The organism is Ardenticatena maritima (assembly GCF_001306175.1).
Classification (GTDB): domain Bacteria; phylum Chloroflexota; class Anaerolineae; order Ardenticatenales; family Ardenticatenaceae; genus Ardenticatena; species Ardenticatena maritima.
In genome coordinates, this window is record NZ_LGKN01000004.1 from 442,617 (window position 1) to 465,040 (window position 22,424).

The window sequence follows — 22,424 nt, forward strand, 5'->3', positions numbered from 1 at the left end:
ATGACGAAGGAGCCACGTATGAGCAGTGATCAAAATCGTTTTCCCAATTGCCGCTTTTTCCATTACGACTACTTGCGCGGTCACGAACGCATGGAATGCCGCTTGTTGCGCAAAAGTGGATATGCGGCTTTGTGGAATTTGAAACTCTGCGAGACGTGCCCTGTGCCCCGCATTCTGCAAGAAAGCACATGCCGCCACCTGGTGCTGGAAGCGGAAGTTGTGCGCAAATGGGGCTTATTCCCGCGCGTGAAGGTCTTTGCCGTCTGTTCGGCAAGCCTGCAAACGCTTGATAACCCTCTGCGATGCCCCCATTGTGAAGCCGAAGAGCCCGCGTAAGCGGCGCTACTCTTCCAACACAAAATCGAAGAGCAACACCGCCACGGTGAAGAAGAGCACATCAAACGCGGTGAGAATCAAAAGCCAACGCCCGCCTTCTTGCCAGAGGCTGTTGCCGTCCATGACGATACGCCCAGCATTGACGCCCGCAATCACCACGGGAATGAGCAAGGGCATGACGAGCACGGGCAACAGCACATCGCGCAAGCGCGTGTTGGTACTCATCGCGGCAAACAGCGTCCCGATGATGGCAACGCCCAACGTTCCCAGAAGCAGCGGCACGCTCATCAAAAGCGGAATGGAAACGGTAAACATCGCCGCAAAGAGCGGAATGACAATGACTTCGACCAGCACCAAAAAGATGAAGGTGCTCAGGAACTTTCCCGCATAAATCGCGCTGCGGTCAACTGGCACAAGCATGAGCGCCGCCACAGCCGATTGGTCTTGCTCGCGGGCAAAACTGCGGTTCAAGCCCAAAAGCGCGGCAAACAGAATCATCACCCAGAGCAAGCCGGGGGTGACGGTGCGCCGGTCAACCGGCGAGAGGTCGAGCGCGAAGTTGAAGATGAAGATGGCGAGCACCCCAAAGAGCGCCATCACGCTCAAAATCTCGCGGCTCCGCCATTCAATGCGCAAATCCTTCGCCGCAATCAACCATGCCGCTCGCAGGTACTCACGCATGCGCCCCTCCCACGTAGCGCCGATAGAGCGTGCGCCATTCGTCCATGGTGTGGGCTTCGCGTGGGGCGTTGTGCACAATTTTCCCCCCGGCGAGGATAGCGATATGGTCGCCAAGCGCCAGCCCCTGCTCCAGGTTGTGTGTCGTCATGATGATGGTGCGCCCACGGCGGGCGGTTTCGGCAAGCAACGCTCCAAACCGCTCCGCCGCGCCTTCATCCAGCCCCGTGAAGGGTTCATCCAGCAGAAGAATCAGCGGGTCGTGCAAAAGGGCGCGCGCAATAGTGGCACGCTGAATCATGCCACGGGAGAACGTGCGCACAGCGTCGTGGGCGCGATGCGCCAACCCGACTTCATCCAGCAGGTGGCGAATGCGGTTGTCGGGGTCGGGCAGGGCGTAGAGTTGCGCGAAAAAGCGCAAGTTTTCGTAGAGTGTGAGGTCGGGGTAAAGCAGGCTCTGGTGCGAGACCATGCCAATCGCGCGGCGGGCTTCGGTCCAATCGCTGCGCAGTTCGTAGCCGTTCAGCCGCACACACCCACGTGTGGGGCGGCTGAGGGTCGCGATAATTTTGAGCAAGGTGGTTTTCCCTGCACCGTTGGGACCAAAGAGGGTCAGAAACTGCCCCTGGGCAATCGTCAGGTTGATGCCCCGCAAAACGCGATGATGCCCAAATTGCTTGTGCAGGTTCTCGATTTCAATCACCGTGACTCGTCTGTTCCGCCATGTTTGGTTCGTTGACGGGTGTTCCACATTGCGCGCAAAAACGCGCGTTGACGGGCAAAGGCGCGCCGCACTGCACACACGCGCGCGCCGTCCCCCGCTGTTGGCGCAACGCCGCCACAGCGCGATCAATCCACTCATCCAGCAGGCGGTCATCGTCCGTGGTGGGCACATCAACCGCCTGTTCGAGTTCGTCCAGGCGCTTCAAAATAGCGGCGGCCTGCATGCGATAGCGCGCGTCCAATGCGCGGAAATCGGCTTCGCTGAGTTTGCCCATGCTGAAATCAAATTGTAGGTCGCGCAGCGCGTTGAGAACGGCTTCGCGTTGAAAGAGCAACGTTTCCAGTTCTTCCAGGCGCGGGTCGGGTTGGAAGGTATCGCTTCCCCCAGTGCGCCGCATCAGCGGACGCACCGCCCACGTCACCAGCAGTGCGATAAGTGCGAGTGCGACGAATGTTTCAATGGTCATGCTTGCCCTCTCATTTCACACATGCACGCCCAAGCCGGAGCGTTCGCGTGCTTGCAAGCGTTCCAAAATGCGCTCTTCGCGCGGGTCGGGCCACATGGCAATCCAGACGCCCAGCAAGAGCACCAAGCCCCCAATCCAGACCCAAGCCACGAGCGGGTTGATGAAAATCTTGAACGTGACGGAGTTATCGTCGTTGACGCCGGTCAACACCACGTAGAAATCTTCGGTGAGCGTGGATTCAACCGCCACCTCGGTTTCACGTTGCCCACCGGGCACTTTGAAGTGCCAATCGAGCGCGGGCGTCATCACGCCCAGAAAGCGGTCGTTCTTCCAGACATGAATGGGCGCCGCGACACGTTCCTTGATGAGGTCGCGCGAAGTCTCCACACCCAGAAACTGAATGCGATAGGCTTCCACCTGCGCCGTTTCACCCGGCGCCAGCGTCACGTCTTTGCTGCGGTCGTACACACGCGAGCCAATCACACCAATGCTGAGCAGAACGATACCCAGGTGGATAATGTAGCCCCCATAGCGGCGGCGATTTTTCGCCACCAGCGAGAGCAACGCTGTATGCGGGGCTTCTCCTGTGCGCATGCGTTGTGTGCGCCACGCACGCCCAATCTCCGCAAGGTGCCCGACGGCGATGAAAGCCGCCACCGGCAGAGAGACAAGCGTCACCCACTCACGCACGCCGCCGAGGAACAGCGCCACCACCGTCACGAGCGCCGCCCCAACAGGCAGCATGAGGGTACGCCGCAATTGCGGCAGCGAGACGCGCCGCCACGGCAACAACGGCGCAATCCCCATAAGCAACAACATCGCCAACAGCAAGGGTCCCGCCACCTGATTGAAGTACGGCTCGCCCACGACAACACGGCGCCCCGTCGCCAGTTCGCTGACGATGGGGTAAATCGTGCCCCAGAAAACAGCGAACCAGATACCGAGGAAGAGAACGTTATTCAACAAAAAGGCCGTTTCGCGCGAGACCATGGCATCAAGTTGGTGGTCGCTTTTGAGCAAGGGCAGTTTCTGGTAGAGCAAACCGAATGAGCCCAGCAAGAGAATAGCGATATAGACCAGGAAGTAGGTGCCAATTTTGCCTGTCGCGAAAGCGTGAATGGATTCAAGGACGCCGCTCCGCGTGAGGAACGTGCCGAAAATGCTCAACACAAACGTGAGCATGATGAGCACCATGTTCCAGACTTTGAACATGCCGCGTTGTTCCTGCACCATGACGGAGTGCAAGAAGGCGGTGCCCACCAGCCACGGCATCAGCGAAGCGTTTTCGACGGGGTCCCACGCCCAGTAGCCCCCCCAACCGAGTTCGTTGTACGCCCACCAACCGCCCAAGCCAATGCCAATGCTGAGGAACATCCACGCCACCAACGTCCAGCGGCGCGACAAACGCACCCACGTGGCGCTTGTGCGCCCCGTCAGCAAGGCGGCGATAGCAAACGCAAAGGGAACGGTAAAGCCGACAAAGCCGGCGTAGAGCATGGGGGGGTGCATAATCATAGCAGGGTGCTGGAGCAAGGGGTTCAAGCCGCGCCCGTCGGTTTGGGGCACGGGCAAAAGCGCGAACGGGTGCGCTTCAAAATTCATGACGATCAGGAAGAATGTAAGCACAAAGGCGTGCACAGCCAGGACATAGGGCATGAACGGCGCGGCATTTTCGCGGTGCACGAGGTACACAGCGGCTGTGTAGATGACCAGCAGAAGCGCCCAAAAGAGCAATGAACCTTCTTGCCCGCCCCAAATCCCCGTGATGGTGTAGAAGAGGGGTTGCCCAATGCTGGTTTGTCGCCACACATAGGCAAAGCGAAAGTCCTGCGAGATGAGCAGATACTCAAGCAGCAGGAAGGCAAGCACAACGAGCGCCCCCGCGCCAAACAGCGCATTGCGTCCACTCAGGACAAGTTCAGGCAATCGCCGCCGCGCCCCGAAGAAGAGCGCCACGGTCGCATAAGCGGCTAACCCCAACGCCGCCAACATGATGAGATAGCCGGCATCAGCCATGTGCCTCTCCTTTCTTCAACAAAACAAATGCAGGGACGTGCTGTCATCCCTGCATCCATTCATTTTGAAAACGTGGCCCCTCATTGCCCGTCGGTTGGCACGCCCTGGTAGTGGTCGGCGGGCACTTCCGCGCCCGATTCAGCGGCTTCTTCATACTTCGACGGACATTTCACAAGAATATTGCTGGCTTCAAACACACCGTTTTCGTTCACCCGCCCTTCGACAATCACACTGGTGCTTTTCATAAAAAGGTCGGGCATCACATCGTGATAGACCACCGGCATGCGGTTGCCCTGGTCATCCACCATATCAAAGCGCAAAACGATGTTGCGCGTATCGTATTCGACGCTTTCCTTGTCCACCACGGCCTCAACACGCACCATATCGCCCACAATGGCATCACCACGCGCCACCATTTCGGCAAGCGTGATGTAGTACGCGCCACCGGCACGCACGCCCTGATAGATGAGGAACGCCATGGCAAGGAGAATCACCACCCCGCCAACGACAAACTTGAATTTGCGTTTTGGAATAGGCCCAATGTGAGGCTCTTCGCGCACGAGTACCGACATGTTTTGCCTCCGTTCCGTCGGGTCGGATTGCACGCGCATTGTAGCATAAGGAACAGGAGTTTCCAACTGACATGGCTCGTGATATTTGTCACATTTTCATCATCAGAACACCTTGGAAGATGCATTTTGCCTTGTAAGCACTCATGCTAGTATATACCCTTGTACATGCGGAAAAAAACGATTGTCGTTTTCGAGGTGAAACACCTATGCGCGAAGCAACCAAACTCGCACTTCTGCACCGCATCGAACGCCAGCGGCGCAAGAAAAAACAACCCGGCATGAAACGTCTCGCCCAAATTGGCGCCGCCCTGTTGGTGGTGTTCTTGCTCATGGCGATGATTCCTGTCGCCGGTGCGGCTGTGGGCGCAGCGTATCTGATGGAACTGACGCCCCCAATTATTGACCGCGCCGTCGAGCAAGCCGTGGGATTCGGCGTGCAAGTGTACGCGACCTATTTCTTCGATGAAGAATTGCCCTCGCCGGACGACCTGGCGCGCCGCACGCAGCGCGTTTTCAAAACCACCAAAATTTACGACCGCACGGGGCAACATCTTCTGTGGGAAATTATTGACCCTGAAGGCGGCAACCGCCAGGTGGTGCCTTTGGAAGACATTCCCGTGCATGTGCGCCTCGCAACGATTGCACTGGAAGACCGCACGTTCTACGAAAACCCCGGCGTGAACTTGCGCGGGATTGCGCGTGCGCTCTACCAAAACCTGCGCTATGGCACAGTCGTGCAAGGGGGGTCTTCCATTACCCAACAGCTCGTCAAAAATGTGTTGATTGACCCCGAAGAGCGCTATCAGCAAAGCTATAGCCGCAAAATCAAGGAAGTCATCCTGGCGTTCGAGATTTCGCGCCGCTATGACAAGGATACCATTCTTGAATGGTACCTCAACACGATCAACTACGGACGCCTCGCGTATGGTATCCAGGCCGCTGCGCAAACCTATTTTGGGAAAGACGCCAAAGATTTGACGCTGGCGGAAGCCGCCATGTTAGCGGCGCTTCCTAACGCACCGGCGCTCTACGACCCCTTCACCGCGCCGGAACAAGCCAAAAAGCGCCAGGAAATTACCCTGCAAGCCATGTATGAAGCGGGGTTCATTACCCGCGAAGAAATGGAAGCCGCCAAAGCCGAGCCGGTCCTCGACCACCTCGCCGAACCAAAACGCTATGAAATCAAGGCGCCGCATTTTGTCTTCTATGTGCAGAAGTTGCTGGAAGAAAAATATGGTCCCGACATGGTCTATCGGGGCGGTTTGACGGTTTACACCACGATTGACCTCGACATTCAAAAAATTGCCGAAGAATCGGCACGCGAGCACGTTCGTAAACTGCAAGAAGACCCCGAGAAGCACGTCACGAACGCCGCTGTCGTCGTGCTCAACCCCAAAACGGGCGAAATTCTCTCGATGGTGGGGAGCCTGGACTATTTTGATTCGTCCATTGACGGGCAAATCAACATGGCGATTACGCCCCGCCAGCCTGGTTCCAGCTTCAAGCCTTTCACCTATGTAACGGCGTTCGCCAAAGGGTACACCCCCGCCACGATGGTGTGGGACGTGCGCACTGTGTTCGACGATTATCCCAACCCCGCTTACGTCCCCGAAAACTATGACCGCCGGTATCACGGTCCTGTAACGCTGCGTGAAGCCCTCGCCAACAGTTACAACATCCCCGCCGTGAAGTTGCTGGAAATGGTGGGCATTCCCGCTGTGCTTGAAACAGCGCACCGCATGGGCATCAACACCTTGAACCGTGAAGACTACGGGTTGAGCCTGACGCTCGGCGGTGGTGAAGTCACTCTGCTGGACATGACCTACGCATACAGTGTTTTTGCCAACAATGGCGTGATGGCGGGTACGCCTGTGCCGCCCGAAAAACGGCGCCCTGGCTATCGTGAACTCGACCCTGTGGCGATTTTGCGCGTCGAGGACGCCAACGGAAACATTCTGGAAGAATACACACAACCCGAAACACGCCAGGTGCTTTCGCCGCAGTTGGCGTATCTCATCACGGACATTCTGAGCGATGAAGTCGCCCGCCAACCGGCTATGGGCGCCGGCAGCCCCTTGTTGCTGAGCCGTCCCGCCGCCGCCAAAACGGGGACGACCAACGACTTCCGCGACAACTGGACAATCGGCTACACGCCGCAATTTGTGACAGGCGTGTGGGTCGGGAACGCGGACAACAGCGAGATGGGGCACGTCTCAGGGCTGGACGGCGCCGCCCCTATCTGGCATGACATCATGGAGAAAATCCACGAAGGCTTGCCGGTGGAAGAGTTCATCCCGCCGCCTGGGCTGGTTGCCGTGCAAGTCTGCGCGAAAAGCGGGCTTCTCCCCACACCGGCGTGCCCGCGCATTCGCACGGAAATTTTTATCGAAGGCACACAGCCAACCACATACGACAACCTGTATCAGATTTTCCGCATCTGCAAACCGAGCGGCAAACTGGCAACGGTCTATTGCCCGCCCGACCAGGTCGAAGAAAAGGTTTTCATGGTGGTGCCGCCCGAAGCGATGGAATGGGCGCAACAGGCGGGTATCGAATTGCCGCCGACCGAGTACGACACCACCTATGGCCCCGTGGCGGGGAGCGGCACAGCAGTGATTACATCGCCGCAACCGTATGGGTACGTGGGCGGCATCGCGCCCATTCAGGGGACCGCCCGCACCGAACCGCCCGACCAATTTGAGCTCTACCGCGTGGAGTTTGGTCAAGGGCTCGACCCCGCTTCGTGGATTCAGATTGGTCCCGACCACACGACGCCTGTTGTGGATGGTGTGCTGGAACAGTGGGATACGCGCGCACTGGAAGAAGGGCTCTACACACTTCAACTCACTGTCTTGCGCAAAGATGGACAGGTGGAGCGCACCAGCGTTCAGGTGACGGTGGACAATACGCCACCAACGGTGCGTATTACCTACCCGGTCGAGGGGCAAGAGTATGTGCTCAGCGATGATGAATGGGTGAGCATCCAGGTTGACGCGAGCGATAACATCGCCATGCGCGAAGTGCGCTTCTTCATTGATGGGCGCGAGTTTACCCGTACCAGCATCGCGCCTTTCACAGCCAAGTGGACGCTCAACAACGAAGGCGCGTTGGGCCCCAATGAACTGCGCGAGCATGTGGTTTATGTGGTGGCTGTGGACGCGGCAGGGAACGAAACGCAGAGTGAAAGTGTCCGCATTCGCGTGCGTGGGAATCCGGAAGGCAACTAATTCGCGCTGGGCGGGCACCCATCGGTCTCCAAGACCAGCGGCCAAAAATCAATTGTGGCTGTTCGGCCTGTGATTGGTTGCAAAAAACCCGCTGTGCTCATCTTGTACACACGCATATCCGGCACCAGAGGGCGCACCCGCGAGGTGCGCCCTTCATTTGTCCAGGCAAGTTGAATGAAGCGGTTCCCCCGACAAAAGGCGTAGGTTTCAACGCCTTCGACACGTCGCGCCCACAGCAAACGCGCGCCGTTGAGGCGTGCCGCCAAAAAGCGCAACGCTTCATAAGCGGGGAAGGGACGATCGCGGTTGAGTAGGCCGGCATACCGCCAGCCGGGCCCGTTGAAGGTGTACCAGACCGCCCCGACAAGGTCATTCTTCCAGGCGCGGGTGTACAACCGAAACACATAATTGGCTTTGGCGGCTTCATAGGCGGTTCCCGGGCATTGCGGCTCGAACGGTGGGGGACAGAGCAAACCGCCTTCGTTCATGATGATGGGCGTTTCTTCCAGCCCATAGTCAGCCAGCACGCTCCGCAGATAGCGAACTTTGCTTTCGAGCAAGCCCCCGCGTTGGGCATAGCGCCCATTCTCGTAGAAGATATCCCAATCACGCTCGCCGGGAAACCAAAATGGATACGCATGGTAGGCGAGCATGTCAAAGGCATCGCCTGCGCCCGCCTCCAACACACCACGCAAGAAAAGCGGCTGCGTACACGTCGGATCACCTACGGCATCCACCCCGCTTCCCATCGGGCTGTCGGGCGTGCAGGAGAGGAGCAACCCGCCAAAAACGAGCATCGCGTCGGGATTGGCGGCTTTCAAGCCGGCATAGGCGGCTTCGAGCATGGTGGCATACGCCGCGCCATCGTAGAGCGGTTCTTCTTCTTGCCCAATACACCCATAAGGCGCATCGGGACCCACGTAATCGGGGTCGGCGTCGGGTTCGTTCCAAATCTCAAAAAAACGCACGTTGAACGGCGGCGCGCTATATCGCCGCACGGCTGCGCCAACAAATTGCTGAAAATCGTCCAGCGCATCGGGGTGTACCGTGCGACACGAATACACATCATCCTCATCGGGTGTGCGCTCCGCCCAATCGGGGGTCCCGCGAATGATGAGCATCACATCGTAGCCATGTTCACCAAGCAGTCGCAAGTCATGCTCTAACTGGCGTTGCGTGTGCCAGCGGTAAGGGCCCGGTGTTGGTTCAACTTCGCCCCACAACAACCCATTGATACGCACCAGACGCACACCACTTTGCGCCAAAAAGGGGAGCGCACGTTCAACCTGTCCAACCCACAGTTCCGCGCCAAAGGCAAACGTATCCGGGTTGGGAAGAGGGCGCGCCGCCAAAAGGAGAGGTGTGATGACAAGCCAAAACAGGGAGCGAAAAAGAGCCTTGGAACGCATGCAACCCCTTGCTTCATGTTGGTTGACGCCATTGGCATGAGTGTACTCCAGGGGCGCGAAAATGAAAACAGGCATGCCACGCTGGGCATGCCTGTTTGAGAGCGGCGTTGCGGATTAGAAGCCACCAATGTCGGCGATGTAGGCCACGAGGTCGGCAACGCGGTTCGAGTAGCCCCATTCGTTGTCGTACCAGGAGACCACCTTCACCAGATTGCCGCCAATCACTTGCGTGCTCAGCAGGTCCACCGTCGAGGAGTGCGGGTCGCCGATGAAGTCGCTGGAGACCAGCGGTTCATCCGTGACGGCCAACACTTCGCCCAGCCAGTCTTCGCGCTGCGAGGCTTCGATGAACGCATTGTTGACTTCTTCAACAGTCACATCGCGTTCCAACACAGCCACAAAGTCAATGACGGAGACCGTTGGCGTCGGCACGCGGAAGGCCATCCCGTCGAATTTACCTTCCAGTTCGGGGATGACAAGCGCGACGGCTTTGGCCGCACCGGTCGTGGTGGGGATGATGTTCAGCATCGCCGAGCGTGCGCGGCGCAAATCCTTGTGCGCCAGGTCGAGAATGCGCTGGTCGTTGGTCACACTGTGAATGGTGCTCATCAACCCATGCTTGATGCCAAAGTTTTCATGGAGCACCTTGGCAACAGGCGCAAGGCAGTTCGTGGTGCACGATGCGTTCGAGATGATGTGGTGCTTTTCGGGGTCGTACTGTTCTTCGTTGACACCCAACGCCACGGTGAGGTCCACAGCCCCTTTCGCCGGCGCGGTGATGATCACTTTCTTTGCCCCGGCGGCAATGTGCTTCGAGGCGTTTTCGCGGTCGCGGAAGACACCGGTTGATTCGATAACGATGTCCACACCCAGCTCGCCCCAGGGGATTTCGGCCGGATTACGGATCGCGAAGGATTTGAGCTTCTCACCGTCAATGTAAATATCGCCGTCGCGGACTTCCACATCACCGGGGAAGGGGCCATAAATGGAGTCGTACTTCAAGAGGTGGGCGTTGGTTTCGGCGTCCATCAGGTCGTTGATGGCTTCGATATCAACGAAGTCGCTGTAGTTCTCGTAGAGAGCCTTGAACACCTGGCGACCGATACGACCGAAACCGTTGATACCAACTTTAATGCGATCAGCCATAGGGACAGCCTCCTATCAGGTTATTAGGTTGTGATTTTCGGAACAACCGCGCCTATTATACGCAAGTCGCTTGAAAGTGCGAATGAGAACCGATTGGTTTTGCACCTGACGAATGTCAACCACACCACAAACAAAGGGGTACGCTCAATGTGAGCATACCCCCTTGTAGTTCTTCGGCTTGTCTTCCAACCGTCAAGACATTTCCGCTAACAACCGCAAATACTCAACGACCGTTTCAATCCCGCGGTAGAAGTTGGGCAAATAGAATTTCTCGTTGGGGGCATGCAAATTGTCGTCGCCCAGTCCAAAGCCCAGCATCACCGGCGGCGCCCCCAAAACGTCCATAAATGTCGCGACAACGGGGATTGAGCCGCCTTCACGTGTGAAGATGGGACGCTTACCCCACACCGTTTCAAACGCAGCGGCTGCGGCTTGCATGGGCACACTGTCCAGGGGGATGAGGGCAGGCTTGCCGCCATGCAAAGTTTTCGCGCTGAATGTGACCGTCGGCGGGGCAAGGTCCTGCAAATACGCGACAGCACGTTGGGCGATATCGTCAGGGTCCTGGTCGGGCACGAGGCGCATGGAAATTTTGGCGGATGCGCGCGCGGGGATGATGGTTTTTGCGCCCTCGCCTGTGAACCCCGCCCACATGCCGTTGACGTCCAGGGTCGGGCGTGCACCAATCCGCTCGACAATGCTGTATTCCGCTTCTCCCCATGCAGCAGGAACGCCTGTTTCGGCTTTCAATTCTTCTTCGCCGTATGGAACACGCGCCAGGTTCTCACGCTCCTCAGGCGTCAAGGGGCGTACCGCATCGTAAAAACCGGGGATGGTCACACGACCGTGCTCATCATGCAGTTGCGCCAACATGCGCGCCAACACCAACGCGGGATTGTCCACGGCCCCACCATACAAGCCGCTGTGCAAATCATTGCGTGGGCCTTGCACAGTCACTTCAATGTACGCCAGGCCCCGCAATCCATAGACGATGCTGGGGGTATCTGGTCCCAGAATGTGCGTATCAGAAATGATAGCGGAAGAAGCCGCCAAGCGTTCCCGATTCTCCGCGATGAACGTATCCAGGTGAACACTGCCAACTTCTTCCTCACCTTCAAAAATGTACTTGATATTGACAGGCAAACGCCCACTTGTTTTCAGATAGGCTTCAGCGGCTTTGAGATGGATGAATAATTGCCCCTTGTCATCCGTAGCGCCACGGGCATAGATATTTTCACCGATGATTGTTGGCTCAAAAGGCGGCGTTTTCCACTCGTCCAGTGGGTCAACCGGCTGCACGTCGTAGTGTCCATAGACAACCACAGTTGGCGCCTCAGGACCTGCACCAAGCCATTCACCATACACAATCGGGTGTCCACCTGTTTCAACCAGTTCCACATGCTGAATACCCACCAGGCGCATGTGTTCAGCCAGCCATTCAGCGGCACGCCGCACATCCGCAGCATGCTCTGACAGCGTACTGATGCTGGGAATGCGTAAGAACGTTTTGAGTTCTTCCACAAAACGGGTACGATGCTCGCGGGCGTATTCGCGCGGTGTCGTCATAACGAGCCTCCCAATTGAACACATTTTGTCTGAGGTAGTCTGTTTGCCAACCGCAGGAACATGCCACAGAGGAAGGAAAAGAGCAAGTGGGGGCAAAGAAAAAGACCCCGCCGAAGCGGGGCCCTTTCGTGAACGCTCGCGTAGATGAATCAGGCACCACTGAGGGTGTCAGAAATGCGCGAGAAGACCGAGCTAATCTGGCCACCGAGCAAGGTCAGCGCGGCGATGACGACGATAGCGACGAGCACGATGATCAGCGCGTATTCGACCAAGCCCTGGCCTTCTTCGCGCTCCGCAACGAGTTCGTTGAGCAAAGCGTTGAGGTAAGTGTACAGATAAAGCATAGTAAATCCTCCTGAATAAAATGATTTCGTTTCGGGGATAACCCCCTTCAACCTTGTGCCTTCCAACGAAGGCACTGGCATTATAGCCAATTGATGAAAAGATTGCAATAGGAGCAAACTCCTATTTTCTCTTGGCAACGCGACTTTCGTCCCGCCTAAAAAAGATTTGGGGGTTATCAATCCAAATACCTACTGTTGCGGAGCGTTTTGATGACAATTCCTTCATGGTCCTGGCTTGTGCTGAGTGGCATTGCTTTCATCGTCAGCATTGCCGGGTTGGTGTTTCCATTGCTGCCCAGTGCGCCTTTTCTTTTCCTTGCCGCCTGCTTCTACGACGCGGCGTTTGGCTTTGAAGTGTTTGGCGCTCCTTGGCTTCTGGTGCTTGGGGGGCTTGCACTGGTGGGGAGCCTGGCCGATTGGTGGGTCGGGTATCTGCTGGCACGCCGTGGCGGCGCTTCACGTTGGGCAACGTTGGTAGGGCTGATAGGCAGCCTTGTCGGGTTTCTGCTCTTCTCGCTCCCCGGGCTTCTGATTGGCGCCGTCGCCGGTCTCTTCATCGTCGAGGCGTTGCGTCAACGTCATCTGTCATCGGCGCTGCGCGCCGGTTGGTTCTGGCTTCTCGGATGGGGCATTGGTTTGGGTGTTCAAGTGCTCACATTCGCGAGTATGGTTGTGCTGGTTCTCTGGCGTATCAGCCTCGCTTGGTAAGCACAAAATTGAAAACGCCCCATAAGGGGCGTTTTCGGTCGGCACACAGTTGGTGGTGGTTATGCTTCCAAGATGAACGATTTGATGTAGCCGCCCCGATGGAAAGCCCGCACTGTTTCGACATGGCTGAGAACAGAGGGCATGCCAACGTACAAAATGCGGTGTTCCTGCGCATCGGCTTCAAGTTCTGTGAGCAACACTTCGGTTTCCAAACGGGGCACATGTTTGGGTTGCGCTTGAATAAACGCCTCACGATGCGCCAACACCAATTGCAAGGCTTCGCGAGAGATGATGGCCTGAGGCAATTGGTTGTTGATGGTTGAACCGAGCATCAGGCGCAACAACTTGTCGCCACGTTCGCGCTCTCCCGCGCCGTAGAGTGTGCGGGCGAGCCATGCCGTTGCCACAGGCCACACAGCCGGCAACAAGCCGCTCAACTCCGGAGCATACGAGTAGGCGGGCACATAGCCGTTCAAGCGGCGATCGAAAAGCGCGTCGTAAAGCCAATCCAGCGTGGAGAACACGGGCTCTCGGTCTTCCGGCCAGATGCCGAACAAAGCAGGCGCAAGCAGTGAAATCGTTGGGCGTAAATCGGGGTAGCCGTTGCTGTCCAGGCGCGTGATGAAACGTTCATTGCGCAGCAAGTGCTGTTCAATGCCTTTGCGCAACGCGCCATACACTATATCCAAATCCCGGTCTCGGTAGGCTTCGGCGGCTAAATGAAAGGCTGCTGCCGCCGCCGAAGCGACCCACAAGGAAAACCCCGCCCCATCGAAGGGGGGCAAAATGTCCCCGCCAACGCGCGGCAATCCCAATTGGGGATGAAGGCGCTTCTCCAAGTACCCCAGCCCGCGGCGCACACGCACTTCAATGGCTTTGAGAAATTCGGCTTCTTCGGAGAGTTGGGCGTATTTGAGCAACGCCCACACCCCCATGGCGGTGGCTTCGGTTATGCCCGGTCCTTCCATGGGGCGGCCATCTTGGCGATAGCGCGGCGCCCAATGTCCATCCCCCTTCTGCAAAATCATCAAGCCACGCAAAATGGGGCGCAACTGTTCGCGGTTGCCCATCTCGGCCAGTGACGCCAGCAACAACGCTTGTTCGCGTGTGACGACAACCGCGGTGGGGTCATCCGGCGGTACGTTGGTGTACGCCATGCCCGTGCTGATTTCAACACGGCAAGCCTTCAACAAAGCCTGCGTTGATTCCAGGAATGGGTCAAGATTGCTCACGGTGCACCTCTTGGCAACGTTTTTTCAACGATGTGTGCTTTTGGCGATTGTATCACAAGCCTGATTTCATGGCGAGAGCAGCGCAGGCTCACACTTGGGCGGCGTCCCAAATCAGTTTGAAGGGGTTGGGCATAGGGGTATCCTCTTCCGGGGCTTCGTTCTGGCGCTCTTCACGCGCCAGGAGCGCCGCCGCTGTGCCTACGCCCACAAACAGCCAATAGAGTGCGACGCTGTGAGGAAAGGCGATATTGAAGAAATAATGATCGAAAATGCCGCCAAACATCGCGCCCAATACCGCCGACAACGCCCCAAAGAGGATTGGTTCGAGCGTGCTGCCACGCCGCACGATGCGCAGGCTTTTGACGCCCAGCCAGTAAAACCCTCCCATGGTCGCCAGAAAAGCCCCCAACCCAAGCAAGCCCATAAATTCGGCCATGAGCAGATACATGCTGCTGACGCCGATATAGAGGTCTATGTCGGGTGAGCCGGAGAACCCAACACCAAACCAAGGATACCGCCGAATCAACCGCAAGGCGTCCTTGTATTCGCCAAACCGCATTTGGGTGGCTAGGTCTTCGCCCCGCAAACCGGCAATGAAGCGATCCACATAGCCTTGCGCCTGCGGCAAGAGCAATAACAGCAAGCCCGCCGCAATTGCATACGGAATAAGGCGGCGATAGCGTACCAGCATGAGCGGCGTCAATGCGACAACCAGCCCGACCATCGCCCCACGCGAGAAGGTCAACACCATGGCGAGCCCCATGACGAGGAGAAAGATGGCCGTGAGCCAGCGCGGCAACAACGGGCGTTCAGCGGCCAGTTGTGGCGCGGTAAAGGCGGTTATCAAGATGAGCAAGCCGCCATAGACGTTCGGGTCAACGCTGGTGCCGGTGGCGCGTTGCGCCAGTGCGGGGTTGTCTTCGATATACCGAATCACCCCCGCCCCCGACGGGTAATCGAAGACACTGAGCATGGAGAGAATGCGCGCTTCCAGCCCATCGGGCAACACGTAGAGCGCTACGCCGATGAATGCCGCCAGCGCCCCACAAAAGATGATGACCAGCGCCAGCCCTTCCAATTGGCGGCGTGTGCGCACATGGTCAACGATGACAAGAAACAACATGATACCCAGCAACAACTCGCCAAAGCGGCGTAGAGTGTTCTTATCGAGCGGGGCGTGCTGCAACCCGCCAATGAATGCGACAATCGCCACGCCAATGAACGCCAGCACCGCCGGTGCGAGCGGACTGAGCCGCAAGCGGCGAATGTTCCCATTCGCAAGCCGCATGAACCAGACAAAGAAGGTCAACCCAAGCGCGGCGTCGAGGAAGGTGGGTTTGAAACCAATGCTGAACGGGAAAGCGGCAAATGGAAGCAAAATGGTGACGCCAACCACGGCATACAAGCCCCATTGGGGCGTGCGCAACATGAACAAGAAGAGCACAGCCGCGAAGGGCAACGCAAGCGCCACAATGGGCGACACCAGCACGATGAGCGCCGCCGTCATCAGCACTAAGCCGACCGCCAACAGCGCCACCAACAACGCGGCGCGGCGATCGCCGACGAGAAAGGCCACACGCAGCGAACGATAGAGCGCACGTGCGTTCATTGTTCATCCCCCATATGCTCCGGCTGGGGCATGCGGCGCAACGCCAACGCGTTTTCAACCACGTACAGCACACCTCCCATCAGCCCAATCGCCAGGGTGACCGCGTAGAAGGTGAGCGACATTGCCAGGGCGACCGAGTGCGCCACCCCCGCCTGTGTGAACAACGCCACATACGCCCCTTCACGCACGCCTAACCCGTTGATCGAAATCGGTAAAGCCAATGTGAAGGAGAAAATCGGCACAAAAATCAGGTAGTACATGAGGTCAATATGCACGTTGTACGCCCACCCAATCACCACGTTGATAATGATGATGAGAATGTTGAAAAGAAGCGAGTAGAAGGTGGCGCGTAGCAAAATCGGGCGCGTGTAGCCGTCCAGCGAGGCGTACAAACCACGAATGCCCCGCCGATTGATGAGCGCACGCGCAAATGGCACATGCGTTTCAAACCACTCACGCACACGCGCATTCAACACCAACGCCAGCCCCACAACGCCCGCCAGCGTCAGCGCTACCAAGAGCGCCAGCGTCATCTCAATCCCAAGCCCGCGTGCCCACGGCGCAACCGCTGTCCCCATGAGAAAAAGCACCATCAAACCGCATATGCGGTCGGCCAGCACACTGCTCGCGACACGTGCGCGAAAATGGGCTTGATCGCCCCGGTCGTGACGGGCGAGTTCGTAGTATTTCACAACATCGCCCCCCATGCCGCTGGGCAACACCATGTTGAAGAACGAGCCCACGAAGTAGAGATACGTCAGGCGGCTGGCGGGCACGCGAATGCCCTGCCCTTCCAAAAAGACCTGCCAGCGCCACGCCCGCACCCACATCGTCAGCGTGTAAAGAAAGACAGCCAGCACGAGATAGCGCGGGTTGGCGCTGCGCAAGGTCGCCCATGTTTCACGCCATCCCACCAGACGCAACAAAGCGCCCAGGAGAATGACGGTCAGAATCAATTTCAGCCAGGTTTTCCAATCACGCATTGTCTTCACCGTTCAGCCAGCAATTGCTCATAAAGCGTGATATGCTGGTCGCGAATGCGTTTCCAGTCAAACTCAGGCGCTACCTCCAACGCCCCCCGCTGCAAGCGGCGCTTGGTATCGTCGCGCCGCAAGACGAGCGCCAACCGTCTGGCAAAATCGCCCTCATGGTTGCGGCGCGCCACCGCTACGGTGTGCTGTGGTTTGAGGTAGCGGCTGGGCACACGCGGTTCGGTTGTCACCACAGCCGCGCCATGCGTCAAGGCGGCAATCAGCGTGCCATGCCGCAACGACGCCCCTTGTGTGTAAGGAAGCGCCACCACATCGGCGGCTTTGAGCGCGGCTGAGACTTCTGCGGCGGGCACATGCCCCGTCCACATCAGCCAATCGTCGGTGAGGTTGAGTTCTTCCACCAGTTCTTCAATTTCGGCGAGATAGGCGGCATTGGTGGGGTCGCTTGCACCAAGTCGGTCGCCCACGATGAGCACTTTGGCACGAAACCCCGCCCGCAACAGGCGGTCTTGCGCCCGCAAGAGAATATGCACCCCCTTGCTGCGGTTGATAAAGCCAAAATAGACAATCAACCAATCCTCTGGCGAAACGCCCCAGCGGGCGCGCCAGGTATCGGCGTCAAAATCCGCGGGCGGCTGCACGGGAATGTTGCTGCCAATGGGGATGAACGCGAGCAGGCGCACACCCCACGCCTGCAAAATGGCTTCATCTTCTTCGTTCGTTGTCACCACGGCATGCGCGCGTTGCGCCAGGCGGCGCACCACGGCTTGCCGCAAACGCCCCGCCTTGGGGAACAGGTAGGGCACGCGCAAATCGTGGAATGTGACCACCACAGGCGGTCCCCCCCGCACGCGCAACCAATCCGGCAAGAGGGGAATCGCGCCCCCCAGATCGAACGCCGCCGCCTGGTACTGAATGTGCACCAGGTCGTACTCGCGCGCGATCTCCAAAATACGCGGCCATGCGAGCACATTCCACGCCCCAATCTCCGCCATCACGCGCAAACGGGGCTGTTCGACGGGTTCAGCGCGCGTACTCGTAAGCACCCCGACATCGTGTCCCTCTGCCGCCAGATGGTGCGCCAGATGCATGGTGTAGTCGGCAACTCCGCCAATCATGGGTGGATATTCACCAGAAAGCAGTAAAATCCGCATTGTTCCCTCTTTTACAATTCCGCCAGGACTTGCCGATACGCCTGAACGCGCGCCCGCCGCATGTCCGGCTTGTGGCGCAGTTGCAATTTCGCCCATTCGAGCATGAGTTCCCACATAAAAAAGAGCCGCAACCAGCGGCGCAACAACCACGCCCACATGCGACCATGCCAGCGTTCGGTGTACACAATGCGGCTTCGCGCATAGCGCAGATGGCGTGCGGCAACCACCTGCCCGCTGCTTGCCCCTTCGTGATGAATGAAGCGCGCTTCGGGGAAATACCAAATCTCCCAGCCGGCTTCGCGCATGCGGCGCTGCCAATCCACTTCTTCAAAGTACATGAAATAGCGCTCGTCCATGCCCCCCACCTCATCCAGAACCTCACGGCGCACGCAGAGCGCCGCCCCGACGAGCCAATCCACCGGCTGGACTTCTTCATCGGTTCGGTCGGCAACGAAAAAGCGGTTCAACCAGGGTTTGATCAAGCCATGCAGGGGGGTGTCCTGAAAGAAAAGCACGGGGAGCGAGTGAAAACGCCGCCGCGAGGGCTGGCGCGAGCCATCAGGATAGAAGAGCGCAGGACCAACACACCCAACACGCGGATGCGTTTCCAAAAACTGTACCAATCGCTGTGGCGCGTCGTTCAGGGCTTCTGTATCGGGATTGAGCACCAAGACAAAACGCCCCCGTGCGACAGCCAACCCAGCATTGACGCCACCGGTGTAGCCGCGATTTTCAGGCAACGCCAGGAGATGCACATCGGGGAAGAGCCGCCGCACGGTCGCCACCGAATCATCGTGGCTGGCATTGTCCACCACAATGTATTCAACCCGCAGTGGAGACCCTTCCAGTGCGCGAAACAGCGAACGCAAGCACTGCACCAGCAAATCGCGCACGTTCCAATTGATGATGACAATGGAAAGGTCTACCTGCTCCATGGCGCAACGCCGCCCCCACGCACGCTACACACGCCGTCGAACAATGTACCGCGCCAGTTCGACCAACATGGTGCGCTCGGGGCATTCAGGCACCACGTCTAAATGGGTCAAGGCTTCTTCTACCAGGCGGTTGGCTTCCGCCAGGCTGCGCTCGATGGCGTCTGAATTGACAACGGCTTCGACAATGGTCGCCACGTCTTCACGCGAGGGGCGTTTGCCATCCAACACGGGTTCAAGCAACGGGTTGTTGGGGTTGTTTTGCGCGTAATAAATCAACGGCAACGTAATGTTGCCACTGCGCAAATCACTCCCCACCGGCTTGCCCAAGGTCTCTTCATCGCCTGCGTAATCGAGCACATCGTCCACAATCTGGAAGGCTAAGCCGATGAGACGCCCGTACTCACGCAACGCCGTGGTGACAGGTTCGGGTGTGTGGCAAAGTGCCGCCGCCGTTTCACACGACGCCGAGAAGAGCGCGGCTGTTTTGCCGTAAATGCGGTTGAAGTAATCCTCAATGGCGCGATTCCAATCCCACTTCGCCCACATCTGGCGCAATTCGCCGTTGACGATGGTCATCAGGGTTTGGGCGAAAATACGCACCACGCGCACATTGTCGGTTTCGGTTGCCCACGCCGCCGCTTGCGCAAACAGGTAGTCGCCCAGCAGAACGGCGCTGGCCGGATTGAGCAAGGTATGCAGCGTGGGGTTGCCGCGCCGCTTGGCGGATGCGTCAATCATATCGTCGTGGACGAGTGTGGCGGTGTGCAGCATTTCGAGCGACGCCGCCAGGGAAATCATCTTCTCGTATTCAGCGCCGTAAATGCGCGAAACGAGAATCGCCAGCGACGGGCGCACCAATTTTCCGCCCGATGCGACCACATGGGCGAGCGCCTCATCCAGCAATTCGAGCTGGATGGTGGCGGCGCTCCGCATTTTGTCGAGCACGGCGCGCAAATCCGGCTCAATGGGTGCAAATATGGGTAATGTGTGAACAGTTGCTGCGGTTGACAGAGTCATCCTCCCGCTACCCGGCTTTACAGCCGTGATGTGTATGTTGGCGGCGCAGCCTCACTCAGACGCGCAAAAAGCGTTTCAGCGTTGCGCGTGGTCTGGTGCGCCACCGTTTCAAATGTGCAATTTTGCAATTCGGCAATTTTTTCAGCGACAAACCGCACGTAGGCGGGTTCGTTGCGTTTCCCCCGATAGGGATGGGGGGTGAGAAAAGGCGCGTCGGTTTCAATCAGCAGGCGGTCGAGCGGCAATTGTGCCACAAGCGCCTGCAAGGCGCGCGCGTTTTTGAACGTCACAGGTCCATCAACACCCAGGTAGAACCCCAAAGCAAGCGCTTCTTCGGCCATCGTCTGGTCGCCGCTAAAGCAGTGCAGCACCCCCGGCGGCGTTGGCGCGCGCCCACTCTCCACCCACTCACGCAAAATGTTCAGCACATCGGCGTGGGCGTCCCGGTCATGGATGATGACGGGCAAGCCCAATTCGCTGGCCAGCGCCAACTGCGCCCGAAAGACACGCCCCTGTACATCGTGGGGCACACGCTCCCAGTAGTAATCCAACCCGATTTCGCCAATCGCCACAACTTTGGGATGGCGCGCCAGTTCGCGCAGTTCGCGCTCAGTCTCGCTGTCCCATTCGGTTGCGTCGTTCGGATGGATGCCAACAGCGGCATAGACGGGTGCATACTGTTCCGCCAGGGCAACCGCACGGCGGCACGTTTCGCGATTGATGCCAATCGTGATCATGCGCTGGACACCAGCGGCCAACGCGCGTTCGATGACGGCCTCGCGGTCGTCATCGAACGCGTCGAAGTCCAGATGCAGGTGGGTGTCAATCAGCGTTGGCGCGCTGTGTGTCTGGTTCAAGGCTAGCGCTCCACACCAGCCAGGTCAAGCCCGGCTTGCAAGATCTCTTCAACCTTGTCTTCGCGTGTCGTTTCGGTGTAAACGCGGATGAGCGGCTCGGTCCCGCTGAAGCGAATCAAGAGCCAGCCGCCGCCATTCCCCAGGTGGAATTTCCACCCGTCGGTGGTGTCAATGCGTTCAACAGGGAAGCCCGCGATTTCGGTGGGGCGGGCGTTCGCCACATTGGCGCAAATTTCATCGCGGCGCTCAGCGGGATACCGCACATCCCAGCGGTCGTAGTAGTGCGGCCCCACCAGGTCGAAGAGCGTGTCCAGCAGTTCGGTGGGGCGTTTGCCGGTCTGGCGCATGAGGTCGAGGAACATCAACCCCGCCAGAATGCCGTCGCGTTCGGGCAAGTGCCCACGGAAGGCGTAGCCGCCGCTTTCTTCGCCACCGATGATGGCGTCGGTTTCGAGCATTTTGGGCGCCACATACTTGAAGCCGACGCCTGTTTCGTACACCGGCACGCCGTATATTTCGCCCAGCTTTTCCAACATGCTGGACGCGCTGAGCGTCTTCACAATGGGACCACGCCAGCCGCGCACTTCCAGCAAGTAGTACGCCAGCAACGAGAAGACTTCCAGCTGGTTCACAAAGCGCCCGGTCTCCGCCACGATACCGACACGGTCAGCGTCGCCGTCGGTGGCAATTCCCACATCGGCATTGAGCGCCGGCACACGTTCACGCAACACGTCAATGTTGGGCGGAATCGGCTCCGGGCGGCTCATTTCGGGGAAGATGGGGTTGCGGTGGTCGTGAATTTCGGTAATGCGCACCTTCCCCCCGGCGAGCAAGCGCGGCAACCAGCCGGCGCCCACGCCCCACATGGGGTCGGCGACTACATCGAAATCGGCTTCTTTCAGGGCGTCCAGGTCAACCAGACGGCGCACACGTTCAATGTAGGTCTCGGTGGGGTCAATGTACTCCACCAGCCCACGTTCAACCGCTTCGTCAAGGGCAATGCGGGGCACGTCGTCTTCGGATTCAGGCAAATGCTTTTCCACATCGGGCAGTTTTTCGCTGGCAACAGCGCCGCCGTAATCGGCGCGAATCTTGAAGCCGTTATCGGTTGGCGGGTTGTGGCTGGCGGTGATATTGACGCCGCCCCCCGCCGCCATGTCCAGGATGGCGTGCGAAATGACCGGCGTAGGCATCGGTCCCGCCGTCAGATAGACGTGGATATCATTTGCCGCCATCACTTCGGCGACAGCGGCGGCAAAGTTTTCGCCATGGAAACGGTGGTCGTAGCCGACAACGACGCCACGGTCTGCATCGCCTTCTTCTTTGAGGAACTGCGCAAAGGCATGGGCGACACGGCGCACGTTGGCAAAGGTGTAATCCTCAGCAATGACGCCACGCCAACCGTCCGTCCCGAATTTGATTTTGTGTGCCATGGC

The 22,424-nt window shown here is 58.3% G+C and carries 20 protein-coding genes; 3 read left to right on the forward strand and 17 right to left on the reverse strand.

Going from position 1 to position 22,424, the window contains the following annotated elements; genetic code table 11:
- The first annotated feature begins 18 nt into the window (after positions 1-18).
- Complete coding sequence (locus SE16_RS06710) at positions 19-336, forward strand: hypothetical protein (RefSeq protein WP_054491640.1); 318 nt, start codon at positions 19-21, stop codon at positions 334-336.
- A 6-nt stretch (positions 337-342) separates the two neighbouring features.
- Here SE16_RS06710 and SE16_RS06715 read toward each other — a convergent pair whose 3' ends face one another.
- The 5 genes from SE16_RS06715 to SE16_RS06735 all read right to left on the reverse strand — a co-directional run bounded on the left by SE16_RS06715 (position 343) and on the right by SE16_RS06735 (position 4,792).
- Positions 343-1,017, reverse strand: a complete 675-nt coding sequence (locus tag SE16_RS06715; RefSeq protein WP_054491639.1) for a heme exporter protein CcmB — start codon at positions 1,015-1,017, stop codon at positions 343-345.
- Positions 1,010-1,717, reverse strand: a complete 708-nt coding sequence (ccmA, locus tag SE16_RS06720) for a heme ABC exporter ATP-binding protein CcmA (protein WP_054491638.1) — start codon at positions 1,715-1,717, stop codon at positions 1,010-1,012. The genes SE16_RS06715 and ccmA overlap by 8 nt, the downstream gene beginning before the upstream one ends.
- The gene (locus tag SE16_RS06725; protein WP_054491637.1) at positions 1,710-2,204 is read right to left on the reverse strand and encodes a zinc ribbon domain-containing protein; all 495 of its coding nucleotides are present in this window, start codon (positions 2,202-2,204) and stop codon (positions 1,710-1,712) included. Before SE16_RS06725 ends, ccmA begins: the two co-directional genes overlap by 8 nt.
- A gap of 15 nt (positions 2,205-2,219) precedes the next feature.
- Positions 2,220-4,220, reverse strand: a complete 2,001-nt coding sequence (locus tag SE16_RS06730; protein ID WP_054491636.1) for a heme lyase CcmF/NrfE family subunit — start codon at positions 4,218-4,220, stop codon at positions 2,220-2,222.
- 80 nt (positions 4,221-4,300) lie between these two features.
- Positions 4,301-4,792 (reverse strand): cytochrome c maturation protein CcmE, encoded by a 492-nt coding sequence (locus SE16_RS06735; RefSeq protein WP_054491635.1) that lies wholly within the window; start codon positions 4,790-4,792, stop codon positions 4,301-4,303.
- A 206-nt stretch (positions 4,793-4,998) separates the two neighbouring features.
- Between SE16_RS06735 and pbpC the strand changes: the two genes are divergently transcribed.
- A complete protein-coding gene (gene pbpC / locus SE16_RS06740; protein ID WP_060687402.1) occupies positions 4,999-8,019 on the forward strand; it encodes a penicillin-binding protein 1C in 3,021 nt (1,006 codons plus the stop codon).
- On the opposite strand, the gene SE16_RS06745 is transcribed toward pbpC, so the two are convergent.
- From SE16_RS06745 to SE16_RS06760, 4 genes are all read right to left on the reverse strand, one after another.
- A complete protein-coding gene (locus SE16_RS06745) occupies positions 8,016-9,428 on the reverse strand; it encodes a hypothetical protein (RefSeq protein ID WP_054492423.1) in 1,413 nt (470 codons plus the stop codon). The genes pbpC and SE16_RS06745 overlap by 4 nt on opposite strands.
- A gap of 114 nt (positions 9,429-9,542) precedes the next feature.
- Positions 9,543-10,574, reverse strand: coding sequence for a type I glyceraldehyde-3-phosphate dehydrogenase (gap, locus tag SE16_RS06750; protein WP_054492424.1), 1,032 nt, complete (start codon positions 10,572-10,574; stop codon positions 9,543-9,545).
- 192 nt (positions 10,575-10,766) lie between these two features.
- On the reverse strand, positions 10,767-12,140 hold the full coding sequence (locus tag SE16_RS06755; protein ID WP_054492425.1) for a dipeptidase: 1,374 nt from the start codon (positions 12,138-12,140) through the stop codon (positions 10,767-10,769).
- Positions 12,141-12,289: 149 nt separating this feature from the next.
- The gene (locus SE16_RS06760) at positions 12,290-12,484 is read right to left on the reverse strand and encodes a Flp family type IVb pilin (protein ID WP_054492426.1); all 195 of its coding nucleotides are present in this window, start codon (positions 12,482-12,484) and stop codon (positions 12,290-12,292) included.
- Positions 12,485-12,694: 210 nt separating this feature from the next.
- Between SE16_RS06760 and SE16_RS06765 the strand changes: the two genes are divergently transcribed.
- On the forward strand, positions 12,695-13,192 hold the full coding sequence (locus SE16_RS06765) for a DUF456 domain-containing protein (protein ID WP_054492427.1): 498 nt from the start codon (positions 12,695-12,697) through the stop codon (positions 13,190-13,192).
- Between the two features lie 59 nt (positions 13,193-13,251).
- Here SE16_RS06765 and SE16_RS06770 read toward each other — a convergent pair whose 3' ends face one another.
- The 8 genes from SE16_RS06770 to SE16_RS06805 form a co-directional block, all read right to left on the reverse strand.
- On the reverse strand, positions 13,252-14,424 hold the full coding sequence (locus SE16_RS06770; protein WP_054492428.1) for a prenyltransferase/squalene oxidase repeat-containing protein: 1,173 nt from the start codon (positions 14,422-14,424) through the stop codon (positions 13,252-13,254).
- 88 nt (positions 14,425-14,512) lie between these two features.
- The gene (locus SE16_RS06775; protein WP_054492429.1) at positions 14,513-16,033 is read right to left on the reverse strand and encodes an O-antigen ligase family protein; all 1,521 of its coding nucleotides are present in this window, start codon (positions 16,031-16,033) and stop codon (positions 14,513-14,515) included.
- The gene (locus SE16_RS06780; protein WP_054492430.1) at positions 16,030-17,016 is read right to left on the reverse strand and encodes a lysylphosphatidylglycerol synthase transmembrane domain-containing protein; all 987 of its coding nucleotides are present in this window, start codon (positions 17,014-17,016) and stop codon (positions 16,030-16,032) included. Before SE16_RS06780 ends, SE16_RS06775 begins: the two co-directional genes overlap by 4 nt.
- A gap of 5 nt (positions 17,017-17,021) precedes the next feature.
- Positions 17,022-18,179: a glycosyltransferase family 4 protein gene (locus SE16_RS06785; protein ID WP_054492431.1), complete on the reverse strand. Its 1,158-nt coding sequence runs from the start codon at positions 18,177-18,179 to the stop codon at positions 17,022-17,024.
- A gap of 11 nt (positions 18,180-18,190) precedes the next feature.
- On the reverse strand, positions 18,191-19,114 hold the full coding sequence (locus tag SE16_RS06790) for a glycosyltransferase family 2 protein (RefSeq protein WP_054492432.1): 924 nt from the start codon (positions 19,112-19,114) through the stop codon (positions 18,191-18,193).
- Positions 19,115-19,138: 24 nt separating this feature from the next.
- A complete protein-coding gene (locus tag SE16_RS06795) occupies positions 19,139-20,131 on the reverse strand; it encodes a polyprenyl synthetase family protein (protein ID WP_082374126.1) in 993 nt (330 codons plus the stop codon).
- Positions 20,132-20,148: 17 nt separating this feature from the next.
- Positions 20,149-20,988, reverse strand: coding sequence for a TatD family hydrolase (locus SE16_RS06800; protein ID WP_235472337.1), 840 nt, complete (start codon positions 20,986-20,988; stop codon positions 20,149-20,151).
- Positions 20,989-20,990: 2 nt separating this feature from the next.
- Positions 20,991-22,421 (reverse strand): phosphoglucomutase/phosphomannomutase family protein, encoded by a 1,431-nt coding sequence (locus SE16_RS06805; RefSeq protein ID WP_082374127.1) that lies wholly within the window; start codon positions 22,419-22,421, stop codon positions 20,991-20,993.
- Positions 22,422-22,424 lie beyond the last annotated feature (3 nt).